At 58.2% G+C, this 22,421-nt stretch carries 20 protein-coding genes; 2 read left to right on the top strand and 18 right to left on the bottom strand.

The annotated features are described in order from the left end of the window. Positions 1-181: 181 nt before the first annotated feature. From ET34_RS0103820 to serB, 4 genes are all read right to left on the bottom strand, one after another. On the bottom strand, positions 182-685 hold the full coding sequence (locus ET34_RS0103820) for an REP-associated tyrosine transposase (protein WP_031519601.1): 504 nt from the start codon (positions 683-685) through the stop codon (positions 182-184). 141 nt (positions 686-826) lie between these two features. Further along, positions 827-2,059, bottom strand: coding sequence for a multifunctional transcriptional regulator/nicotinamide-nucleotide adenylyltransferase/ribosylnicotinamide kinase NadR (gene nadR, locus ET34_RS0103815; RefSeq protein WP_031519599.1), 1,233 nt, complete (start codon positions 2,057-2,059; stop codon positions 827-829). An 83-nt stretch (positions 2,060-2,142) separates the two neighbouring features. Continuing rightward, positions 2,143-3,525, bottom strand: coding sequence for a DNA repair protein RadA (radA, locus tag ET34_RS0103810; RefSeq protein ID WP_031519597.1), 1,383 nt, complete (start codon positions 3,523-3,525; stop codon positions 2,143-2,145). An 11-nt stretch (positions 3,526-3,536) separates the two neighbouring features. Next, entirely contained in the window at positions 3,537-4,508 is a 972-nt protein-coding gene (gene serB / locus ET34_RS0103805) for a phosphoserine phosphatase (RefSeq protein WP_031519595.1), read from the bottom strand. A 147-nt stretch (positions 4,509-4,655) separates the two neighbouring features. On the opposite strand from serB, the gene ET34_RS0103800 reads away from it, so the two are divergent. Together ET34_RS0103800 and lplA are read left to right on the top strand one after the other, a co-directional pair. Beyond that, a complete protein-coding gene (locus ET34_RS0103800) occupies positions 4,656-5,306 on the top strand; it encodes a YtjB family periplasmic protein (protein ID WP_031519593.1) in 651 nt (216 codons plus the stop codon). A 58-nt stretch (positions 5,307-5,364) separates the two neighbouring features. Further along, positions 5,365-6,381 carry a lipoate--protein ligase LplA gene (lplA, locus tag ET34_RS0103795; protein WP_031519591.1) on the top strand — a complete coding sequence of 339 codons (1,017 nt, stop codon included), beginning with the start codon at positions 5,365-5,367 and terminating at the stop codon, positions 6,379-6,381. A 12-nt stretch (positions 6,382-6,393) separates the two neighbouring features. Here lplA and yjjJ read toward each other — a convergent pair whose 3' ends face one another. From yjjJ to prfC, 14 genes are all read right to left on the bottom strand, one after another. Then, on the bottom strand, positions 6,394-7,722 hold the full coding sequence (yjjJ, locus tag ET34_RS0103790; protein WP_031519590.1) for a type II toxin-antitoxin system HipA family toxin YjjJ: 1,329 nt from the start codon (positions 7,720-7,722) through the stop codon (positions 6,394-6,396). Positions 7,723-7,851: 129 nt separating this feature from the next. Beyond that, a complete protein-coding gene (locus ET34_RS0103785) occupies positions 7,852-8,688 on the bottom strand; it encodes a 4Fe-4S binding protein (protein WP_160165449.1) in 837 nt (278 codons plus the stop codon). A gap of 29 nt (positions 8,689-8,717) precedes the next feature. Next, complete coding sequence (locus tag ET34_RS0103780; protein ID WP_031519586.1) at positions 8,718-9,551, bottom strand: dimethyl sulfoxide reductase anchor subunit family protein; 834 nt, start codon at positions 9,549-9,551, stop codon at positions 8,718-8,720. Then, the gene (locus ET34_RS0103775) at positions 9,544-10,173 is read right to left on the bottom strand and encodes a DMSO/selenate family reductase complex B subunit (protein WP_031519584.1); all 630 of its coding nucleotides are present in this window, start codon (positions 10,171-10,173) and stop codon (positions 9,544-9,546) included. The genes ET34_RS0103780 and ET34_RS0103775 overlap by 8 nt, the downstream gene beginning before the upstream one ends. Beyond that, positions 10,160-12,538: a DMSO/selenate family reductase complex A subunit gene (locus tag ET34_RS0103770; protein WP_035890858.1), complete on the bottom strand. Its 2,379-nt coding sequence runs from the start codon at positions 12,536-12,538 to the stop codon at positions 10,160-10,162. Before ET34_RS0103770 ends, ET34_RS0103775 begins: the two co-directional genes overlap by 14 nt. A gap of 236 nt (positions 12,539-12,774) precedes the next feature. Beyond that, positions 12,775-13,494, bottom strand: coding sequence for a purine-nucleoside phosphorylase (deoD, locus tag ET34_RS0103765; protein WP_031519580.1), 720 nt, complete (start codon positions 13,492-13,494; stop codon positions 12,775-12,777). Between the two features lie 70 nt (positions 13,495-13,564). Further along, positions 13,565-14,788 carry a phosphopentomutase gene (deoB, locus tag ET34_RS0103760; protein WP_031519578.1) on the bottom strand — a complete coding sequence of 408 codons (1,224 nt, stop codon included), beginning with the start codon at positions 14,786-14,788 and terminating at the stop codon, positions 13,565-13,567. Between the two features lie 120 nt (positions 14,789-14,908). Then, positions 14,909-16,231, bottom strand: a complete 1,323-nt coding sequence (deoA, locus tag ET34_RS0103755) for a thymidine phosphorylase (RefSeq protein WP_031519576.1) — start codon at positions 16,229-16,231, stop codon at positions 14,909-14,911. A 54-nt stretch (positions 16,232-16,285) separates the two neighbouring features. Continuing rightward, complete coding sequence (gene deoC / locus ET34_RS0103750; RefSeq protein ID WP_031519574.1) at positions 16,286-17,065, bottom strand: deoxyribose-phosphate aldolase; 780 nt, start codon at positions 17,063-17,065, stop codon at positions 16,286-16,288. 402 nt (positions 17,066-17,467) lie between these two features. Next, positions 17,468-18,253 (bottom strand): TatD family hydrolase, encoded by a 786-nt coding sequence (locus tag ET34_RS0103745; RefSeq protein WP_031519572.1) that lies wholly within the window; start codon positions 18,251-18,253, stop codon positions 17,468-17,470. Next, a complete protein-coding gene (locus ET34_RS0103740; protein WP_031519571.1) occupies positions 18,250-19,335 on the bottom strand; it encodes a patatin-like phospholipase family protein in 1,086 nt (361 codons plus the stop codon). The genes ET34_RS0103745 and ET34_RS0103740 overlap by 4 nt, the downstream gene beginning before the upstream one ends. Before the next feature lie 151 nt (positions 19,336-19,486). Next, entirely contained in the window at positions 19,487-19,648 is a 162-nt protein-coding gene (locus ET34_RS21510; protein ID WP_072001955.1) for a DUF1328 domain-containing protein, read from the bottom strand. A gap of 129 nt (positions 19,649-19,777) precedes the next feature. Beyond that, positions 19,778-20,419, bottom strand: a complete 642-nt coding sequence (gene osmY, locus ET34_RS0103730) for a molecular chaperone OsmY (RefSeq protein WP_319640958.1) — start codon at positions 20,417-20,419, stop codon at positions 19,778-19,780. Between the two features lie 375 nt (positions 20,420-20,794). Beyond that, positions 20,795-22,384: a peptide chain release factor 3 gene (gene prfC / locus ET34_RS0103725; RefSeq protein WP_031519567.1), complete on the bottom strand. Its 1,590-nt coding sequence runs from the start codon at positions 22,382-22,384 to the stop codon at positions 20,795-20,797. Between the last annotated feature and the right edge of the window lie 37 nt (positions 22,385-22,421).

The following is a 22,421-nucleotide window of genomic DNA, read 5'->3' as shown; positions in this document are numbered from 1 at the left end:
GTAACGTTTTTGTAGGGTGGGTAAGCGTAGCGCACCCACCTTCAGCACAGCGGCATTTGTAGGGTGGGTAAGCGTAGCGCCCCCACCTTCAGCACAGCGGCATTTGTAGGGTGGGTAAGCGCAGCACACCCACCTTCAGCACAGCGGCATTTGTAGGGTGGGTAAGCGCAGCACACCCACCTTATTCACGTTCTCCCGCGCGTATATCCGCCATCTCCCCACCCCAATCCAGCGGGTATAATCCCGCCGCCACATCCCGATGAAACGATGACCAGGGCCAGTCCTGCACCCTCTTCGCCCATCCATGTTTAACCGGGTTGATGTAGACATAATCTTTGTGACGCCGTAAATCCTCCTCATCACGCAGGCAATGTTCCCAGAAGCACCGTTGCCAGATCGTATCTGCAAGGCCGGCAGAGCCCAACGCACGGGTGAATCCCTTTTTAATCTCCCGCCAGCGCCCTGAATAATCGGTATCGTTTTCCGGCAGCGTCCAGATGCAGTGCATATGTTCCGGCAGAACCACCCAGGCATTGATAATAAAAGGCCTGCGCGATTTAACACGTGCCACCTGATGGCGGAGGAGATCGATGTGGCGACATAGTAGATCGCTCTTACGCGAGCGCAGGTTGACAGTAAAGAACCAGCTGCCACCGGGAAGATAACTGCGACGATATTGGGACATAAAACGTTCTCCTTCCTTGAGACGTTTGATATAGATTTTTGCGGCGGGTGCGCTGCGCTTACCCGCCCTACGATAGGATAATGTTTTTGTAGGGTGGGTAAGCGTAGCGCACCCACCTTCAGCCCCACCTTCAGCTCCAGGCTATCCCTGCTCACCCATCATTTTTTTGACCAGTTCGACGCAGCGCAGGAAACGGCTGTCGTAATCGGACTCCTCGACATGCACGTACTCGACGTTGTTGGCCTCAAGCATCTCCACCAGCATGCTCTGAAATTCCGTGCGATCCACAGAGCTGCCAAGGCTGCGCAATCCGTCGGCAACCCAGGGCGTGTTGTTTTCCAGCAGGATCACCAGGTCGAAGCGGTACTCGTCGATGAGCGCCTGTACGAACGGATGCTCGCGCCCCTCGTACTTCTTACAGAACGCCTGTGTGGTGACAAAATCGGTGTCAATGAAGGCCACTTTGTTGGCGTACTTCACCGCGAAGTCGATGTACTGGGCATGACCGAGCGCGATCTTGTCGTAATCGGAGTACTGCAGCGCCATCTCGTCACCACCAAGGTGGGAAAAAACATAGTCGCGCCCGTACTCCCAGGCGCTCGTGGTGTTGAAGATATTGGCGAGCTTGTTCACCAGCGTCGATTTACCGCTCGACTCGCCGCCCAGCACCGCCACGGTGCGCACGAAGAACGGCTTCACTTCCGTAGGGATGTATTCCCAGTAGCGGAACGGGTTTTCGCGGATCTGCGCCCCGCTGATGTTCATAAAGGTGCGTTTCGGATCGATAAGCACCGTTTCAATGCCGAGATGCTCCAGATACTGCGGGGCATCGGCCTCTTCCGAGGTGTAAATCCAGTCAGGCGCAATGCCCTTCTCTTGCATGAAGGTTTTGATGCCGTTGCTCCAGACGTCCCAGCCGTGCGGATACGGCTCCATATCCTCTTCGTTAAACGCATGAATACGGATATTTTTCTGGTATTTAAATGTCTGGAGCAGCCAGCGCAGACGGTCAGGCACCGTAGGCTGCTGGGACATGGCGCTGGCTTCAAACAGCGCGCGGTCGCGCTTCTCGTCGTAGCCCATGATGATATGCAGCTCATCCACCTGGCTACAGGCGCGTTGGATCAGATAGATATGCCCGGTATGCAGCGGATAAAACTTGCCGAATACCACGCCGATATTCTTCTGCGTGCGCGGAAACTCAAGGCCGAGGAAACGGTGCAGCGCCTCAAGCTTTTGCGCGCTCGGACTCTTGATTTTGGCGTTCAGCAACTGGCTGAGATAGCCCTTTGTCATGCCGCAGGCTGCCGCGACCTGCTGAAGGGTACATCCCTTCTGACGGATCGCGGTTTTCAGATACTCGAATGATGACAAGGTGCCTCCTGCCTCCCGCTGTTGCTCGCCTCCGGACGCTGCCGGACGCGAACAACCGGGTAATTAACCGATTGAATTGCTAATTATAAATCGTCAAAAACGTTTAGCGCATCAGAAAGCTTTTTCACGCCAAAGATTTGCATTCCCTCGGGGATTTTTTTCGGCACGTTGGCTGCCGGCACAATCGCGCGGCGGAAACCGTGCTTCGCCGCTTCGGAGATACGCTCCTGCCCGCTCGGCACCGGACGGATCTCACCGGCCAGCCCGACTTCGCCGAACACAACAAGGTCCTGCGGCAGCGGACGATCGCGCAGGCTGGAGACCATTGCCAGCAGCAGCGCCAGGTCGGCACTGGTTTCGGTGACCTTCACCCCCCCCACCACGTTAACGAAGACGTCCTGATCGGCCATCTGCAGGCCGCCGTGACGGTGCAGCACCGCCAGCAGGATCGCCAGACGGTTCTGCTCCAGGCCGACAGCAACGCGTCTCGGGTTGCCCATCATCGACTGATCCACCAGCGCCTGGATCTCTACCAGCAGCGGACGCGTGCCTTCCCAGACCACCATCACCGAACTGCCGGAGGTGACTTCATCGCCGCGGCTCAGGAAGATGGCGGACGGGTTGCTGACTTCACGCAGCCCCTGTTCGGTCATGGCGAATACGCCCAGTTCATTGACTGCGCCGAAACGGTTTTTGTGGCTGCGCAGGGTGCGGAAGCGGGAATCGGCGTCGCCGTCAAGCAGCACCGAGCAGTCGATGCAGTGCTCCAGTACTTTTGGCCCGGCCAGCGAGCCGTCTTTTGTCACATGGCCAACCATGACAATCGCCACGCCGCGGGTTTTGGCGAAGCGCGTCAGATAGGCGGCGGTTTCACGCACCTGCGCGACGCTGCCCGGCGATGACTGGATATCCGCCATGTGCATCACCTGAATGGAGTCGATGACCATCAGTTTTGGCTGCTCCTCCTCGGCAATCATGCAGATCTGCTCGATGCTGGTTTCGGAGAGCATATTGAGATTGTTAGTCGGCAGCCCCAGACGATGGGCGCGCATCGCCACCTGCTGGAGCGACTCCTCACCGGTGACATAGAGCGTTTTCATCTGCTCCCCGAGTTTGCACAGGGTTTGCAGCAGCAGCGTGGATTTGCCGGCGCCAGGGTTACCACCAATCAGAATCGCGCTGCCCGGCACGACGCCGCCGCCCAGCACGCGGTCAAACTCTTTAAAGCCAGTGGAAAAGCGCGGCAGCTCTTCCAGGCTGATGTCGGAAAGCTTCTGCACTTTCGCCCCGCCCGCGCTGCCGGCATAGCCGCCGAGGCGTTCGTTGCGCGCCACCGTCGGCGAGGCGGCGATACGCACTTCGGTGATGGTATTCCAGGCATGACAGGCGCTGCACTGCCCCTGCCAGCGCGGATAATCCGCACCACATTCATTACAGACAAATGCGCGTTTTGGAGCTTTCGCCACCTTGTACCTCGTTATTTCTTATTCAGACTGCCTGAGAGAATGCAGAACACGCCCATCAAATCAGCGTGACGGATCGTCACTTCGGTTTTTTCATTTACTTTCGGCTTGGCGTGGTAGGCAATACCCAGCCCCGCCGTCTGGATCATTGGCAGATCGTTGGCACCATCGCCCACGGCAACGGTTTGATCCATCGGGATATCATACTGCTCGGCCAGCCGCTTCAGGGTTTTTGCTTTGTACTGCGCATCGACGATGTCACCGGTCACGTTGCCGGTCAGCTTCCCGTCCATGATCTCGAGTTCGTTAGCGACTACCGCATCAAGATGGAGTTTGTCGCGCAGGTATTCAGCGAAGAAGGTAAAACCGCCGGAGGCCAGCGCCACTTTCCAGCCCAGGGACTGTAGTTTCAGCACCAGCTGAATCAGGCCGGGCATCAGCGGCAGTGCGTCGCGCACCTGGCGCATGATAGAGGCATCCGCGCCCTTCAGCGTACCCACGCGTTCGCGCAGGCTGGCGGTAAAGTCGAGTTCGCCGCGCATCGCGCGCTCGGTGACTTCCGATACCTGCTCGCCGGTACCAGCAAGCTTTGCCAGCTCGTCAATGCACTCAATCTGGATCACCGTGGAGTCCATATCCATGACCAGCAGACCCGGGGTGCGCAGATGCGGGATCTTGCCGAGCGGTGCCACGTCCAGCCCGGCGTCATGTGCCAGACGCGTAGCGCGTGGCGTGAGCGAGCCTGCGAGACGAATTACCTGATAGTCTTCGACGCACCAGGCGGTAACGATCACCATCGCGGCGCCAAGCTTGTGCTGATATTGGGTCAGTTGTGCTTTATCCAACCCCCGACCGTACAGAAGCCAGCCGCTGCGGCCTGCGTGATAATCCAGCGGCATTACCTCATCACCACTCAATGAAAGCGGCAACCCTGGCCAGTGAGAAACATCGTCTGGCAGATCGCACCAGGTCAGACTGTTTGGCATTACTGCTCCTGTATAAAATCGTCGGGCTGAAAAAGAGCCTGACATTGCGCGCCCGGAGGGAATGTCTCGGCTAAAAACAACGCCTGAGGCTACCCTGTCCGCAGCGCTTCTGGCAACATTAAGCTTCAAATTTTCAGCAGGTGGAATATGGCTCGCGCAAAACTGAAATTCCGGCTTCATCGTGCAGTCATTGTGCTGCTCTGTCTCGCATTATTAGTGGCTCTGATGCAGGGTGCATCCTGGTTCAGCCAGAGCCACCAGCAAACCCGTAATTTACAGCTGGAGGAGCTGGCGCAGACCCTGGCCCGGCAGGTGAGCTACTCTCTCGCGCCGCTGGTGGCGACCGACAACCCTGACGAAAAGCGCATCACCGCCCTGCTCAACAACCTCACCGACAGCAGCCGCATTCTCGATGCCGGGGTATATGACCTGCAGGGCGATATGATTGCCCGCGCTGGCGAAAAGGTCTCTCTGCGCGACCGGCTGGCGCTGGACGGCAAAAAGGCGGGTAGCTATTTCAATCAGCAAATTGTTCAGCCCATCGAGGGGAAAAGCGGCCCGGTTGGCTTCCTGCGTCTGACGCTGGATACGCATACGCTGCCCACCGAGGCGAAGCAGGTTGATAACACCACCAACATCCTGCGCCTGATGATCCTGCTGGCGCTGGCTATCGGCGTAGTGCTGGCCCGTACCCTGCTGCAGGGAAAACGCAGCCGCTGGCAGCAGTCGCCGTTCCTGCTGACCGCCAGCAAAGCGGTGCCGGAAGAGGAAGAGCACGAGGAGAAAAAAGCCCCGTGATCGTCGGGCGGCGGGTTCGTGTTAACATGGCCCCCCGCTCCGGTAAAGGAAATCCGCTATGCCAACGCTTCGCCTGCTGCTCTCCGACTCCTTTGATCCCTGGTTTAATCTGGCGGTAGAAGAGACCATATTCCGTCAGATGCCTGCCACCCAGCGCGTGCTGTTTCTCTGGCGTAATGCCGATACCGTGGTGATTGGCCGGGCACAGAACCCGTGGAAAGAGTGCAATACCCGGCGCATGGAAGAGGATAACGTGCGTCTCGCCCGGCGCAGCAGCGGCGGTGGCGCGGTGTTCCACGATCTCGGCAACACCTGCTTTACCTTTATGGCCGGCAAACCCGAATACGATAAAAGCGTCTCCACCGCCATCGTGCTCAACGCCCTGACGGCGCTTGGTGCGACGGCAGAAGCGTCAGGACGCAACGATCTGGTGGTGAAAACCCCGGACGGGGATCGGAAAGTGTCCGGCTCCGCCTACCGGGAAACGCCGGATCGCGGCTTTCATCACGGCACGCTGCTGCTTAATGCCGACCTCAGCCGTCTGGCCAACTATCTGAATCCGGACAAGAAAAAGTTACAGGCCAAGGGAATTACCTCGGTGCGCGGCCGCGTCGCCAATCTCAACGATCTGTTGCCGGGCATTACGCACGAACGTATTTGTGAAGCGGTCACGGAGGCGTTTTTCGCATACTACGGCGAGCGCGTCGAAGCGGAAGTGATTTCACCGGACGCGTTCCCGGATCTGCCAGGCTTCGCGGAGACCTTTGCGCGCCAGAGTAGCTGGGAGTGGAACTTTGGTCAGGCCCCCGCCTTCAGCCATCTGCTGGACGAGCGCTTTACCTGGGGCGGCGTCGAGCTGCACTTCGACATTCAGAAAGGGCACATCACCCGCACCCAGGTGTTTACCGATAGCCTGAATCCAGCCCCGCTTGAAGCGCTGGCAAACCGGCTGCCGGGCACGCTCTATCGCGCTGATAGGCTGCAGCAGGCCTGTGAAGCGCTGATCGTTGATTTTCCGCAGCAGGAAGCAGAGCTGCGCGAAGTGGCGGCCTGGATCGCAACAGCGGTGCGCTAATGCAGTCTGGCCTTACGCCATTCGTGCGATAAGGCCAGCAGCCTGATGCAGCTTGCCCTGCATCTCCCGCGCAATGATACGAAATGCCTCGCTGATGCGCGGCTCGCCTTCGACGCGCTGCCAGAATCGTTCCGCCAGCATCAGCGCGCGCGACCAGTGCATACGGGCGACTACCGTCTCCGGTACTACATCAATCGCGTTCTCACGCATGCCGCCCGCGCTGTTGGGCGCCCACGCCATTGGCAGCATGTCATATACCGGCGTAACCTGGACCGGGAAATCAGACAGGAAAAAGGAGAGATTCCCGGCATGCATATCGGTATTGCCAATGAGTCGTCCGAATGCCCAGCAAACATCAACACATTCGACCGTCTGCGCCTCTACCCGTTTTTGCGCAGCCAGCTGTTTCACCACTACCGGCCAGTGACCAGCGCCGGCAACAAATTCGCTCTGCAGTGATTCCAGCGAGACGATAGAGCGTCTTCCCTCTTCCCCTTCGCAGTCAAAACGCCGGACCTCCAGAAACGCCTGCCCGTCAGGATGAGTGAACCAGCGCGCCTCACTCGCTGCGATCCCGTCTTTCCGCAGCACATCCAGCGCGATAGCTTCGGCGCAGAGCAGATCGGCCCAGCGCTGGCTTACCGCATTCCGCTGCGGGGCAGTAAATTTCACCAGCACCTGCGCTGGACCAGAATCGGTCATGGCATAGCAGGAAAATTTGGGCTGCTCTCCGCCTGCTGATGAGCCAACAATTTCTCCCGCCAGCGCTTCCTGAGCCAACAGGGCGTAGCGTGTAGGTTTATCCTGCTGCGGGATCGGCTGGCTTCGTTCTGCATGAAGCCAGCGCTGATACGCTTTCTCGCCGATTAACCAGCCGCCCGGATGTTCGCCGTCGGTCATGCTTAGCGCCAGCAGCGCCTCTTCTTCCTGCCATAGCCGGATATCGTCCGGCAGCGCAGCGCGTGCAGCCAGTTTTTTGCCCCATGCCCGCCCCAGGAAACCTTGTGGACGCAGGTCGGTTAAATACCAGGGTAAACCATCGAACCATTGCCACAGCCCGTTTTTCAGGGCAACCAGACAACTTCCCTGCGGCCAACACGGCCAGAGCGTACCAAACGGCCAGACGGTCCCGCGTTCATCTATCTGCCACAGAGGGAACGCCGCTGTTCCGCGGACCGGGCGCAGCAGCGCATAGCGCGTAGCGCGGGCTTTACCGAATGAGACGATCTGCGGTTCGTCGTTCACCAGGCGTGAAAAAGTCGCCTGGCTAATCCCAAGCGAGCCGCGTATATCGGGACCGGAACGTGGCCCGGCAAGCAGAAGGTCAGTCAACGCGCTCATATGAATAGATTCGTGAATAGATACCTGAATAGGTTTATAGCGCTATTTAGCTGATATATAAAACAGAAAAAATAAAAATGGCGCTAACCATGAATAGATACCTGGCGCTATAGCGGGCAACAGATGTCGCTACGCTTCCCGCATGCCGTAGCGATGCCGCTGGCACAGCGGGCATCTAGTGGCGTCCGCCTGCCAGGCGCGAAAGGGCTGCTGACAGGTCCGGCAGAGAGCATGATAAAAAGCAGCGTAACGGGGCGCGACGGCTTGCACGGGTTCAAGCGAGATGGCACCCGGTACGCAAACCACCCTGCAACTCTGACAACCGGTGCAGCGCTCGGGCCGTATTTCGAGCCGGTCTGCCGTAAAGCGCAGCGCGGATTCGGTGCAGACGCGAATGCAGGCGCCACAAAGCGTACAGGCTGCCTGAGCGATAACGGGTTGAAATTCGGCATGTTCGGCAAAGATGCGCCGTCTCGCCCGCCTCCCGGGTGAAACGCTTGTCGGTAGCGAGACGCGCTCCGGCAACCGCAGCCAGCGGCGTCTGGCATTGTGCTGCGTCGCGGGCGGCACAATGGACCAGCCCGGTTCGCCAAGGTCCGCCAGTTTCAGGTTTAGCGCTGCCACCGCCAGCACCCAGCCGGGGTGTTCATCCATCGCCATTTCCACAGCCCGCACACCCTTTTCCCGGTGCCACATCAGCAGCTCATCCACCGCAGGTGCTAGCGCGGCAAGCGGGGCGACCAGCGCGCCGTTCCTGAGATAACGTTCAGGCGCAGCGAGATCCTCAAGCGCATCGACCGGGCAGCTAAACAGGCAGCGCCCACAGTGCAGGCAGCGCGTCGCGTCAAGCTGGATAGCGCCCGGCATCAGCGTTATAGCCTCAACCGGGCATACGCTGGCGCACGCATCGCAGGGATGGGACGGCAGGCGTTTACGCAGGCACGCCTCCCCTGTGCCGGGTGACACGGAGAAGCGTGCGAGGGGGAACAGCTTCATCAGCCGATGCTGAAGAAGACGTAGCGGAACAGCACTTCGCTCAGCACTAACGCCACGGCGGCACAGATGAGCGTCACCCGTTTTTGGTAGCGGGCGTTAATCACCAGCAGCGCCGCGCCGACAAAAGCCAACAACCAGGCGAGAGTGCGCACCGCCGCCAGTGCACACCAGGCCCGCAGCGGCTGATGTGGAAAGGTCACGACATCGCTGAGGCTCATCTGCGCCAGATACTCCAGATAAAATGGCTGGAACAGGGCGCGCACTGCCAGCGCCACCAGCGCTGTTATTGCCCCGCTCCACAGGAGCGTGCTTCGTACCGCCTGCTCCTGCGGATGAGCAACCAGCCAGCTTTGCGCAACCGCGCCCGTCACCCCGACCGAACCAAAAAACAGCAGCCAGGTGGTGTAGTGCGTCCAGGTCATTACCCCGGAGTGGGCGTAGATGGCGCTCATACAGAAGATATCGATAAGCCCCAGCGCAAGCGCAAACGGCATCAGCCAGCGCCACAGCACATGTTTAAGCAGTGCCAGCAGCGTAGCTGCACCCAGCATTGCCAGATAAGCACCGGCAAAAATGATCTCGCGACTCAGCCAGGAGCTGGCGAAGTGGCGAAGCGCATTCAGGGCGTTAAGCGGATAGCCAAGATGCAGCGTGGAGCAGATCAGCCCCACCCCGGCGCTGACGCATCCCACCAGCAGCGGGACAATCATAAGCCGGGTCGTTTTCGCCGTCTCTTCACCACGAAGCAGCAGCAGGGCGAGGGAGATAAACAGCGTTAATCCCACCGACATCTGCATCAGCAGGGTAAACATCAGAAGCGGTATCTCATGCATGATGCTTCTCCTCGCGCTGGGCACCCTGGTGTGGTTTTACAATCAGGTTTGGCCGGGTAATGGCGGCATCGGGTAAGCCCTTCACCTCACTTTGTGTACCAAAAACCTTACGTAGCTCATCGATCGGGCCGAAGTGAATGGCACCCAGCGGACAGGTCGCCACGCAAACCGGTTTTTCACCCCGCGCCTGTAAGTCGATACAGAAATCGCACTTCGACATTTGCCCGGTCTGCGGATTAAACTGCGGCGCGCCGTAGGGACAGGACCAGGCGCAGTAGCCGCAGCCCACGCACCGGTCGGTGTTAACCCGCACGATGCCGTCGCCCGGCCGCTTATGCATCGCGGTGGTCGGGCAGTTTTTCGTACAGGCCGGATCGTCGCAGTGGTTGCAGGAGATGGAGAGCGTGTAAGCGTACACGTCGTTGAGCATGCCGCCCTGCCCGGTGGGAACAAATCCCCCGCCGTTCACTTCATACACGCGACGAAAACGACGGCCCGGTTCGAGATTATTTTTATCTTTGCAGGCTACCTGACAGGCTTTGCAGCCCGAACAACGCGCGCTGTCGATATAAAACCCCAACTGCACCGGGCTGACGGGGGCGTACTCTTTAAACTGACTCATGCTTTGTTACCTCCACCAGCATGGTTTGATGTGAATTCCCTTTCGCCAGCGCGGTAATGCGCGCCGAACTCAGCACGTTGGCGCAGCCGCCGCGGTCGACACCCTGCGCGTCCGGCTGCCACCAGGCCCCCGCCTGCATCGCCACCACGCCCGGAATAATGCGTGGCGTCACCTCGACCACAACCTGACATACGCCGCGATCGTTATGGATGCGTACCGTATCGCCCTGCACCACGCCACGGCGATCGGCATCACGCGGATTGATCCACAGCTTTTGCTGCTGGACCTCCTGCAGCCACGGATTGGCGTATTGCGTGGAGTTGGCGCGATTCTTCCCTTTCCAGGTGATGAGCTGCAGCGGGTATTTCTGGCGCAGCGCATCCTCCGGGCCTTCATGAGCGGGAACGTAGTGCGACAGCGCCGGGATCTCGGGGTGCTGCATGTCATACAGGCGCTGTGAAAAGATCTCGATCTTGCCGGATGGCGTCGGGAACGGATGGTTTTGCGGATCGCGAATGTTCTCTTCGAACGCCACGTAAGGCGCGCTTTTGAAGACATGATGCCGCTGCTGGCGCAGGGTGGCGAAGTCCGGCAACTTCTCCTCCGGTAGCGCCTGACGGGTTTGCTCCCAGATGTGTTCGATCCACTGCTGTTCGCTGCGCCCCTGGCTGAACGCTTCTCCGAGACCAAGCTTGTGCGCAACTTCGCACAACCAGTCGTAGTCAGAGCGCCGCTCAAACTCAGGCTCGATCAGTTTTTCTGAAAGCATCAGGTAGTTACCGGTGCCCCAGGTTTCGCCGATATTCCAGCGCTCCATAAAGCTGGTTTCCGGCAGCAGCAGGTCGGCATACTTCGCGCTCGGGGTCAGGTAGAGATCGCTCACTACGATAAACTCGATTTTTGACGTGTCCTCCAGCACCTTCACCGCCTGATGCAGATCCGGGTTCTGGTTAGCGAGATAGTTACCAGCCAGCGAAAACAGCAGCCGGATATTGCTGTTGAGTTTGTCGCCACCGGTCAGCCCCTGTTCCGGTGTAACCTGCGCAGCGTCATCCGCCGCCTGCACCCAGTTCATCACCGAAATCTTTTCTTTCACCGGATTGTCTGGCATCTCCGGGCCGGTGGTGAATTTACGGTTGCCGATACCGCCGTAGCCAGCGGCCCAGCCGCCCTTCACGCCAACGTTGCCGGTAATGGTCGCCAGCAGCGTCGAACCACGGGCAGTGCGCTCACCGCAGTCATGGCGTTGCGGCCCCCAGCCCTGAATCAGCGCGGCGGGTTTGGTGGTGGCATAGTCGCGGGCCAGCTGGCGAATGGTTTGCGCCGGTACGTGAGTGATCTTTTCCGCCCACTCCGGGGTCTTCGCCACGCCATCTTTTTTGCCGGTAAGCCAGGCAACGAGCGACTCATTTTCCGGCACGCCCGCTGGTATACTCTGCTCATCAAAGCCGAGGGTATAGCGCGCGATAAAGTCTTTATCGTGCAGGTTCTCTGTGATGATGACGTACATCATCGCGTCCATCAGGGCATTATCGGTGGTGGGCAGCAGCGGTATCCACTGGTCGGCCAGCGACGCGGCGGTATCCGAATAGCGTGGATCAACCACCACAAAGCGCGTGCCGTTGCGCTTCATCTGCTGAAAGTAGTGGTTGGTATGCCCGAAGATAGTTTCGTTCGGGTTATGCCCCCAGAGGATCACCAGGCGCGTCTCGGCCAGCGTATCCAGCGAGCTGCCACTGGCGGCGACGCCGTAGGTATAGGGCGTGGCGGCGGCGGTATTGCCCATGCTGACGGAGTGATAGCTCTCCAGATAGCCGCCGTTGAGATTCAACAGGCGGCGTACCATCTTATCGCCAGAGAACGCGCCGCCGGACACCGCGGTGCCGACGTGGACGTAGCGCGATGCCGGGCCATAGGTCGCGGTGATCCGTTTCAGGTTGTCCGCAATAAGCGTTGTGGCTTCATCCCAGCTGATGCGCTCGAATTTTCCCTCGCCGCGTTTACCGACGCGCTTCATCGGGTACTTAAGGCGATCCGGATGATAGACAAACTGGCGGTAGCCGCGGCCTCGGACGCAGGCGCGCATCACCGGCATCTCCGGATCAAGCGCTTCATCAGGACGGGTGCTGATACGCGTCACCACGCCCTCGCTGACGTGGGCGCGAATATCGCATTTGCCGCCGCAGTCAAAGGTACTGCAGGTGGCGACCACCTGTTCTTCTGCGACCGGGGCTACAGTGCCGGAGGATGGGGTATCCGCCCCGACGGCCCTGAGCGACACAAAGGGAAGCACCCCTAACGCGGAGCTGCTTTGCAGGAAGCGCCGACGGGTTATCGCCAGTGGCGTAGTCGTTTCTTTACTCATGCTCACACTTCTTCCGTGAAAAAGGAGCGAGTTTCGGCCATCGCCCCGGCGTCGCGATTGATTTTTATCAAGCCGGATAAGGGTCGCGAAAAACCAGGAATAGAGCGTGGTTTATTGATTATTTATTTAGTGAATTTAATGAGATGAAGAAATTTACGAGGGGAATATCAGCAGCGAAGGAAGGCGTAGAATACCGCCGCGCTTACCCTGATGGCGTAAGCGCGGCGTAACAGCTATTACTCTTTATCGCCCAGCAGAACGGATTCCAGTGCGATTTTGATCATGTCGTTGAACGTGGTCTGACGCTCAGCAGCAGTGGTCTGCTCGTGGGTACGGATATGGTCAGACACGGTGCAGATAGTCAGCGCCCTGGCACCGAATTCTGCGGCCACGCCGTAGATACCCGCGGCTTCCATTTCCACACCCAGGATGCCGTATTTTTCCATCACGTCGAACATGGACGGGTCCGGGGTGTAGAACAGGTCGGCAGAGAAGATGTTGCCCACGCGCGCGTCAACGCCCAGCGCTTTCGCGGCATCAACCGCGTTTCGCACCATGTCGAAATCGGCGATGGCGGCAAAGTCATGATCCTTGAAGCGCAGACGGTTAACTTTGGAGTCGGTGCAGGCACCCATACCAATCACCACGTCACGCAGTTTCACGTCAGCGCGTACCGCACCGCAGGAGCCAACACGGATGATTTTCTTCACGCCGAAATCGGTGATCAGCTCTTTGGTATAGATGGAGCAGGACGGGATGCCCATACCGTGACCCATTACCGAGATTTTGCGGCCTTTATAGGTACCGGTATAGCCCAGCATACCGCGCACGTTGTTCACTTCGCGCACGTCTTCGAGGAAGGTTTCTGCGATGTGCTTCGCGCGCAGCGGGTCGCCCGGCATCAGCACGACGTCAGCGAAATCACCCATTTCTGCATTAATGTGAGGAGTAGCCATTGTATTTATTATTCCTTAAAGCAAGGTCAGGCCAGCGTAACTGCTGGCCTGAGCGGTAGGTATTTTAAAATCAGAACAGCGGTTTGCCGTAGTCCATCTCACTCAGACCAAAGTATTTCGCAATGGTCTGGCCGATGTCGGCAAAGGTGTCGCGGTGGCCCAGCGAGCCGGGTTTCACTTTCGGGCCGTACACCAGTACCGGAATATGCTCGCGGGTATGGTCGGTGCCTTTCCAGGTCGGGTCGCAGCCGTGGTCGGCGGTGAAAATGATGATGTCATCTTCGCCTACCAGCTCCAGCAGTTCCGGCATACGGCGGTCGAACAGCTCAAGGCCGCCCGCATAACCGGCAACGTCGCGACGGTGACCCCAGGCGGAGTCAAAATCAACGAAGTTAGTGAAGACGATGGTTTTATCGCCCGCCGCTTTCATCTCCTGGATGGTGGCGTCAAACAGCGCATCCAGCCCGGTGGCTTTCACTTTTTTAGTGATGCCGACGTTGGCATAGATATCGGCAATTTTACCCACGGACACCACCTGACCGTCCTTCTCATCCACCAGCTTTTTCAGGATGGTCGGTGACGGCGGCTCAACCGCGAGGTCATGACGGTTACCGGTACGCTCGAAGCTGCCCGCTTTGTCGCCAACAAACGGACGCGCAATCACGCGGCCAATGTTGTAGCCGCCTTCGGTCAGCTCTTCACGGGCGATTTCGCACAGCTCGTAAAGGCGGTCGAGGCCAAAGGTCTCTTCGTGACAGGCAATCTGGAACACCGAGTCGGCAGAGGTATAGAAAATCGGCTTGCCGGTTTTCATGTGCTCTTCGCCGAGCTGGTCGAGGATCACGGTGCCGGAAGAGTGGCAGTTACCGAGGTAACCCGGCAGCCCGGCGCGCTCGACCAGTTTATCCAGCAGTTCTTGCGGGAAGCTGTTTTCGGTGTCGGTGAAGTAACCCCAGTCGAACAGAACCGGTACGCCGGCGATTTCCCAGTGACCTGACGGGGTGTCTTTCCCGGAAGAGAGCTCATGCGCCCAGGCGTATGCCCCGGTAATTTCCGCATTTGCGTCCATACCGGCCGGGATAGACCCGGTTGCGCCTTCGTGCGCCTTCGCCAGACCGAGTTTCGTCAGGTTCGGCAGGTTGAGCGGGCCGCTGCGGCCTTTATCGGCTTCGCCTTTAGCACAGGCTTCCGCAATGTGGCCCAGGGTGTCAGAACCGGCATCGCCAAAGCGCTCGGCGTCTTCAGACGCCCCGATTCCGAAAGAGTCCAGCACCATAATAAATGCACGTTTCATAGTTTCTCCGTACGTATTGCGCTGTGAAACTCGTCCCGGCGCACGTTGCGTGATTTGCCGCTAACGGCAACGTGTTCTGGTCGGAGTTAACATAAAAGAGTGATCAGATCAGTATGCCATTTATTGGCTGATTCTGCGATAGACAACCGGTGTCTCTTCGGGCGCATTTTCTGCCACCTGAATCGCGGCCTTCACGGCCAGCGCCGCGTCCTGCCAGCTGGCTTCGCTTTTCGCGTGGATCACCGCCAGCGGACGTTCGCTGTCCACTTTTTCGCCCAGACGGGACATTTCGGTGAAACCAACGCTGTAATCGATGGTGTCGGATGCCTGACGGCGGCCACCACCCATTGATACCACCGCCATGCCCAGCGCGCGGGTATCCATTTCGCTCACATACCCGGCACGATCGGCGTATACCGCTTTGGTGAGCGTCGCCGTTGGCAGGTAGCGGTCGTAATTTTCAATGAAATCGACCGGGCCTTTCTGCGCGGCAACCATGCGGCCAAACACCTCTGCGGCCTTGCCGTTATCCAGCACCGCTTGCAGCTGCCTGCGCGCATCGGCCTCGTCACGAGCCAGTTTGCCGGAGATCAGCATCTCCACGCACAGCGCCATCGTCACCTCAAGCAGGCGTGGATTGCGGTATTCCCCGGTGAGGAACTGCACCGCTTCACGCACTTCCACGGCATTCCCGGCGCTGGAGGCCAGCACCTGGTTCATGTCCGTCAGCAGCGCGGTGGTACGCACGCCCGCACCGTTGGCGACGCCGACGATGGCCTGGGCCAGCTCCTGAGACAGCTCAAACGTTGGCATAAACGCACCGCTGCCCACTTTGACGTCCATCACCAGCGCATCCAGCCCTTCGGCCAGCTTTTTAGCCAGAATAGAGGCGGTGATCAGCGGAATGGAATCGACGGTCGCGGTGATATCGCGGGTGGCGTAGAAGCGTTTGTCTGCCGGGGCCAGCGAGCTGGTCTGGCCGATGATCGCCACGCCCACGTCTTTAATAATTTCGCGGAATCGATTGTCATCCGGGAAGATATCGAAGCCCGGAATGGCTTCCAGCTTATCGAGCGTACCGCCGGTATGACCGAGGCCGCGCCCGGAGATCATCGGGATATAACCGCCGCACGCCGCGACCATCGGGCCAAGCATCAGCGAGGTCACATCACCCACGCCGCCGGTGGAGTGTTTATCCACGATCGGGCCGTTCAGGTTGAGACTTTTCCAGTCCAGCACGGTGCCGGAATCGCGCATCGCCATGGTGAGCGCCACGCGCTCTGGCATGATCATGTCGTGGAAGAAAATGGTCATCGCCAGCGCGGCGATCTGCCCTTCAGAGACGGTGTTGTCGCGAATGCCGTTGATGAAGAAGCGGATCTCTTCTTCACTGAGCGCATGACCATCACGTTTTTTACGAATAATTTCTTGAGCGAGGAACACAGTACCCCCCGGGAGAGATCAGGTAAGAGGCGGCGGTTGCCCGCCGCAAAGAGATCAGTAGCTGCTGGCGCTTTTGCCGTCGCCGTGACCGAGCGCTTTCAGCAGGCTTGCGAGCAGGCTGGACGCGCCGAAGCGGTAGTGACGGGCATCGGCCCAGTCAGCGCCAAACAGATCGTCGGCTATCGCCAGGTACTGCGCCGCGTCTTCCGCAGTGCGCACACCACCGGCCGGTTTGAAGCCAACGTTTTTCTCCACGCCCATATCGCGGATCACTTCCAGCATGATGCGTGCACTTTCTGGCGTGGCGTTGACCGGTACTTTCCCGGTGGAGGTTTTGATGAAGTCGGCGCCGGCTTTGATAGCGATAGCAGAGGCTTTGCGGATCAGCGCTTCTTCTTTCAGCTCGCCGGTTTCGATAATCACTTTCAGCAGCACGCCGGCATCGGCACAGGCGTCTTTACACACTTTCACCAGATCGAAACCGACCTGCTCATTGCCGGCGATCAGCGCACGGTACGGGAACACCACGTCAACTTCGTCTGCCCCGTAGGCAATGGCAGCGCGGGTTTCTGCCAGCGCGATGGCGATATCGTCGTTACCGTGCGGGAAGTTAGTGACGGTAGCGATGCGGATATCCGGCGTACCCTGTTCGTTCAGGGTCTTACGCGCAATGGGAATAAAGCGTGGGTAGATGCAGATGGCGGCAGTGTTACCCACAGCCGTTTTCGCCTGGTGGCACAGGGCGATGACTTTTTCGTTGGTGTCATCGTCGTTCAGGGTGGTGAGGTCCATCAGCTGCAGGGCACGCAGGCTGCTTTTGGTTAAATCGGTCATTGTCTTCTCCAGGAAATAAAGTGGCTTGCGGCGAGAAACGCAACACGGTGAGGCGGTCGTGGTTCCATGAAGAAGAGTGGCATCGCTGCCAGCACGCTGAGATCCATCTCACCGCCAGTCATCGCAGGCAATGTTAAAATTATAACACGCATTACCCGGCTTATTTTGTGTGTCGTTTCACATAATTTTGAAGCAACAGTGCAACAATGAAGCCAGTATATGTGATTAAAATAACAAAACAACGCTATTTACCGGGCGCGACCCGCCTGCCAGCCCGGCGCGCGCAATGCGACTCCCTGCCCGCGCATGTTATAAAAATAACATCCTGACGCAGCGCAAAACGGCTCGTCGGAGCGGCAAGCATAGCGACGAAATATGTACGACGTTTAACAGGCGGGAAAATTAACCTGGCGCGAGCGCAAACAGGCGCTGCGTGTTGGAAAACAGCGCGTCGGCAATGACCTCTGGCGGCTCCGGGCGCAGCTCACAGAGTACGTCGAAAACCAGGGCGGCACGTTCCGGGCGATTGGGCTGGCCCTGATAGCCGTTAAGCGGCATGTCCGGCGCGTCGGTTTCCAGCAACAGCGCATCCAGCGGGAGCTGCGCCATCACATCCCGGGTTTTGCTGGCGCGCGGATAGGTAATGGTGCCGCCAACGCCAATGTAATACCCCAGATCGATAAAACGCTGCGCCTGCTGCAGGCTACCGGCAAAGCCGTGTACGACCCCGGTCCGCGGCAGCGCGTGGCGCTTGAGGTGCATCGCCAGTTTGTCATGGGTGCGGCGCGAGTGCAGGATCACCGGCAGCTGATACTGCTTTGCCAGCCTGAGCTGGGCGTCGAGCATCGCTTCCTGATGCTCAAACATCGGGTTTTCCATATAGAGATCGAGGCCGATTTCGCCGATGGCGACGATCTGCGGATGCTGTTGCTGGAGAAACTGCTCAAGCATGGCCAGCGAGGCGTCGTTATGGCGATGGATCACGATCGGATGCAGGCCTAGTGCGCCGCGCAGGGCGCTGAAGCGCTGCACCAGATCCAGCACGGTAGCAAAGCGATCCGCTTCGATCGCCGGGACGATGATCTGCGCGATCCCCGCCTCCGCCGCCCGTGCAATGCTTGCGGCTTCATCCCCGGTAAACGGCGGAAAGTCGAAGTGGCAGTGGGTGTCGATAAAGCGATATGTCACGCGCTGTCCTCATCGGTAAATGCCGCATCATTGGCTTCGGGCGCCTCAACAAGCGGCGTGACCGTCGCGTCATTCGCCACGGTCGCCGGCGGTACCACCAGCGTAGGTGCCGGTGCGATGGGAGTTGCCACCGGCGTAATGTGCCGGGTGACCGGCGGTGTCGCCGTCAGCAGCTTACCTACTGTCGCCAGGAAGTAGCGCCCGCACAGCCGCCCGGTTTTGTAGTCCTCCAGCAGCGTGGGAATACGGCTGCCAAGCGCCATGCTGGCCAGCGGCTTCGGCGGGTAAATCTCGAAGATGCGCAGCTTGCCAGGCGGCTTCTCAATGAACTGCTGAATGGCGTGGTAGCTGGTTTCATGATGCTGCACCAGATTTAACAGCGGTTGCAGGCTGCTGTCGGTCATCCAGCGCTCCATACGTTTGAACCACTGCGGCGTGTAGTACATCTGCGACGGCACGGTGCGGATCACCACCAGCGTAGTAGCCCCCTGCCGCGCCGCTTCCTGGACCGGGATCGCATCGCTGACGCCGCCGTCGAGGTAGTTGATGCCGTTAAGTGAAACGCCGCTGCGGTAGAAACCCGGTATCGCGCTGGAGGCGCGAATGATGTCAAGCCAGTCGGTGGTCTGCGGCGCGAAGTAGCCCGGCGAGTAGTCGTCGCTGCGACAGGCGCACATGTAGAAGTTTTTTCCCTTATCGAACAGGCGCGCGGCGTTATCCATCGCCAGCGGCATGGCCGCAGCGGTTGCCTCGGTAAGCCAGTCGAGATCGATAAGGTTGCCGCCGCGCACAAAGCGCACCGGGTTAAAGAACTCTTTTGATGTGGTATAGCGCGTGATGACCCGACGGGCGTAACCCGGCTGGTTACAGACGTAGGCCGATAGATTCTGCGCTCCGGCGGAGGTGCCATAGAAGAGATCGAACGGGTTGAATTCGGCGCGCATGAACTCGTCCAGTACGCCGGCGGTAAAGATGCCTCGCTGCCCTCCGCCTTCACAAACCAGCGCGAGAGTACCGGGACGGAACGGTTTTAACGCCAGCGGCGCGATGTTGCCGAGCGTAACGGGTATGCGCTGTCCCACCCTGAATTCCTGTTTTTTGTTGTTATAAGATGAAGCCGTAACGCACTTCATCGGATTTTATTCAAAGGTACAACAATTTCCCGGACGCAGAAACCCAAAAAGCCAGTCACGAGACTGGCTTTCCGGGCGGATAATTGCTTATTCCGACATGTCAGGGGCGACGACGGCCCATGAACAGGCTGACCAGGAACAGGATAATCCCGACCACGAAGACAATTTTAGCAGCGCCGGCTGCGGTACCTGCAAGGCCACCAAAGCCCAGTGCGGCTGCGATCAGTGCAACGACGAGAAAAATAATGCCCCAACGAAACATATGACTCTCCTTTACCATAGTGTTAAGCAAATTGCTCTGTAGTGAGCGCTCAGGTAGCTCACTGGCGATTTATTGGTGGTAATGCTTACCGTCTCGCCCGGGCAACGCCCGGGCTGAGGGGTTCGATAGTTACTTCTTAACTTTCAGATCGTTTTTCACGCTTTTCACGCCATCAATGGCTTTCGCGATGGATTCGGCCCGCTCAGACTGCGCCTGGTTTTCTACGGTACCGGAGAGCTGAACAACGTTGTCGGTTGTTTCAACTTTGATCATACGGGACGGCACGATGTCATCAGCCAGCAGCTTGGCTTTGATTTCGCTGGTGGTAGCCGCGTCACCTGCATAGCCTTTTACCGACTGCTCTTTGCTGTCGCGGACATGCAGCTTATCGCTCACGGAGGAGACACCCTCAACGTTCTTCGCGATGGAAACGGCTTTTTCTGCCTGCGCCTGGCTCTCAACAAAACCACTCAGCGTAACGACTTTATCGTCGGTTTTAACCGAGATATCGGTGCTTTTAACGGTTTCGTCATCTACCAGCGCGGCTTTAACTTTTGCGGTGATACCGCTGTCATCCATGAAGTTACCGACTTTATCTACAGAGTTATCGATTTTTTGCCCTGCGCTGTCTGCCGTAGCGTGTGCTTTATCTGTGGTGGTGCTTTCAGCAAACGCTGAAGAACCAGCCATTACAGAGCCCAACATTACCGCCAGCAGAGTTTTAGAAATCTTAGTCTTATTCATCGATTTATTCCTTTTTGGTTTGCTCATAATTTGAGCTTTCCGCCACACCAAGGCGGCTTGTCAGTCACGCTAACGTGGCCTTTACCGTTGTCTTCTGATGAAGACCGGGTTACCGCTTCCCACCGGTGTGTCGAATTAAGTCAGTGTTAAATTTTGCAATGACGCTAAACTTTTGGATTTACATCCGCGATTGAGTTCATTGCTGGTGTTTATGACCACTCAACATGTCATCACAGTGTTAAATATAGATCACAATGATAAAAACGCCTGGAAAGCTGGTGGAAAAAACACCAACAACGCGCAAAAAGCGGGAAATTAAGAGGAATCCGCAAGGGACTAATATGACAGGGAAATCAGGGAAAATGAGGCAGGACGCGCCTGCTGGCGCGCCCTGTTTAAAGATTAATGCTCGCGGGTTTTGCGGAACTGCACGTCAGGATAACGTTCCTGGGTGAGGTTCAGGTTGACCATCGTCGGCGCGATGTAAGCCAGGTTATCCCCACCATCCAGCGCCAGCTGCACTTCGTTCTTACGTTTGAACTCTTCAAACTTCTTCACGTCGTTGCACTCAACCCAGCGCGCGGTCGAGACGTTAACCGATTCGTAAATCGCTTCCACGTTGTATTCGCTCTTCAGACGCGCCACTACCACGTCAAACTGCAGCACACCGACCGCACCAACAATCAGATCGTTATTGGCGATCGGGCGGAACACCTGCACCGCGCCCTCTTCTGAAAGCTGTACCAACCCTTTAAGCAGCTGTTTTTGCTTCAGCGGATCGCGCAGGCGGATGCGGCGGAACAGTTCTGGCGCGAAGTTCGGAATACCGGTGAACTTCATGGTTTCACCCTGGGTAAAGGTGTCGCCGATCTGAATGGTGCCGTGATTGTGCAGGCCGATGATGTCGCCCGGATACGCTTCTTCAACGTGGGCGCGGTCGCCCGCCATAAAGGTCAGGGCGTCAGAGATGACGACATCTTTACCGGTGCGCACCTGACGCAGCTTCATGCCTTTCTCGTAGCGCCCGGACACCACGCGCATGAACGCAACGCGGTCGCGGTGTTTCGGATCCATGTTGGCCTGGATTTTAAACACGAAGCCGCTGAACTTATCTTCCTCGGCTTTCACTTCACGGGTATCGGTTTTACGCGGCATCGGCGCAGGCGCCCACTCCACGAGACCGTCCAGCATGTGGTCAACGCCGAAGTTGCCCAGCGCGGTTCCGAAGAACACCGGGGTGATTTCGCCGCTCAGGAACAGTTCCTTGTCGAACTCGTGTGAGGCACCCTGCACCAGCTCCAGCTCGTCGCGCAGCTGGGCTGCCAGCTCTTCGCCCACGGCGGCATCCAGCTCCGGGTTATTCAGCCCTTTGACGATACGCACTTCCTGAATGGTGTGACCTTTACCGGTCTGGTAGAGGTAGGTTTCGTCTTTATACAGGTGGTAAACACCTTTAAACAGCTTGCCGCAGCCAATCGGCCAGGTGATGGGGGCGCAGGCAATTTTCAGCTCGCTCTCCACTTCATCCAGCAGCTCCATCGGGTCGCGGATATCGCGGTCAAGTTTGTTCATGAAGGTCAGGATCGGCGTATCGCGCAGACGGGTAACTTCCATCAGCTTGCGGGTACGATCCTCAACCCCTTTCGCGGCGTCGATGACCATCAGGCAGCAGTCGACCGCGGTCAGAGTACGGTAGGTATCTTCCGAGAAGTCTTCATGCCCCGGGGTATCCAGCAGGTTAACCAGGCTTTCTTTATACGGGAACTGCATCACCGAGGTGGTAATCGAGATACCACGCTGCTTTTCCATCTCCATCCAGTCGGATTTTGCATGCTGGCTGGAGCCACGGCCTTTTACCGTACCGGCAGTCTGAATGGCCTGTCCGAACAGCAACACTTTTTCAGTGATGGTGGTTTTACCGGCATCGGGGTGCGAGATAATGGCAAACGTGCGGCGTTTGGCCACCTCTTGTACATAAGGAGACAACGTCATGATTTTGATCTTCTGTGTCTGCGCGCGGGCAGCCCCG

The organism is Siccibacter colletis, assembly GCF_000696575.1.
GTDB lineage: Bacteria > Pseudomonadota > Gammaproteobacteria > Enterobacterales > Enterobacteriaceae > Siccibacter > Siccibacter colletis.
The sequence above is the reverse complement of the archived record's forward strand: the minus strand, read 5'-3'. Positions and strand labels throughout refer to the sequence as shown.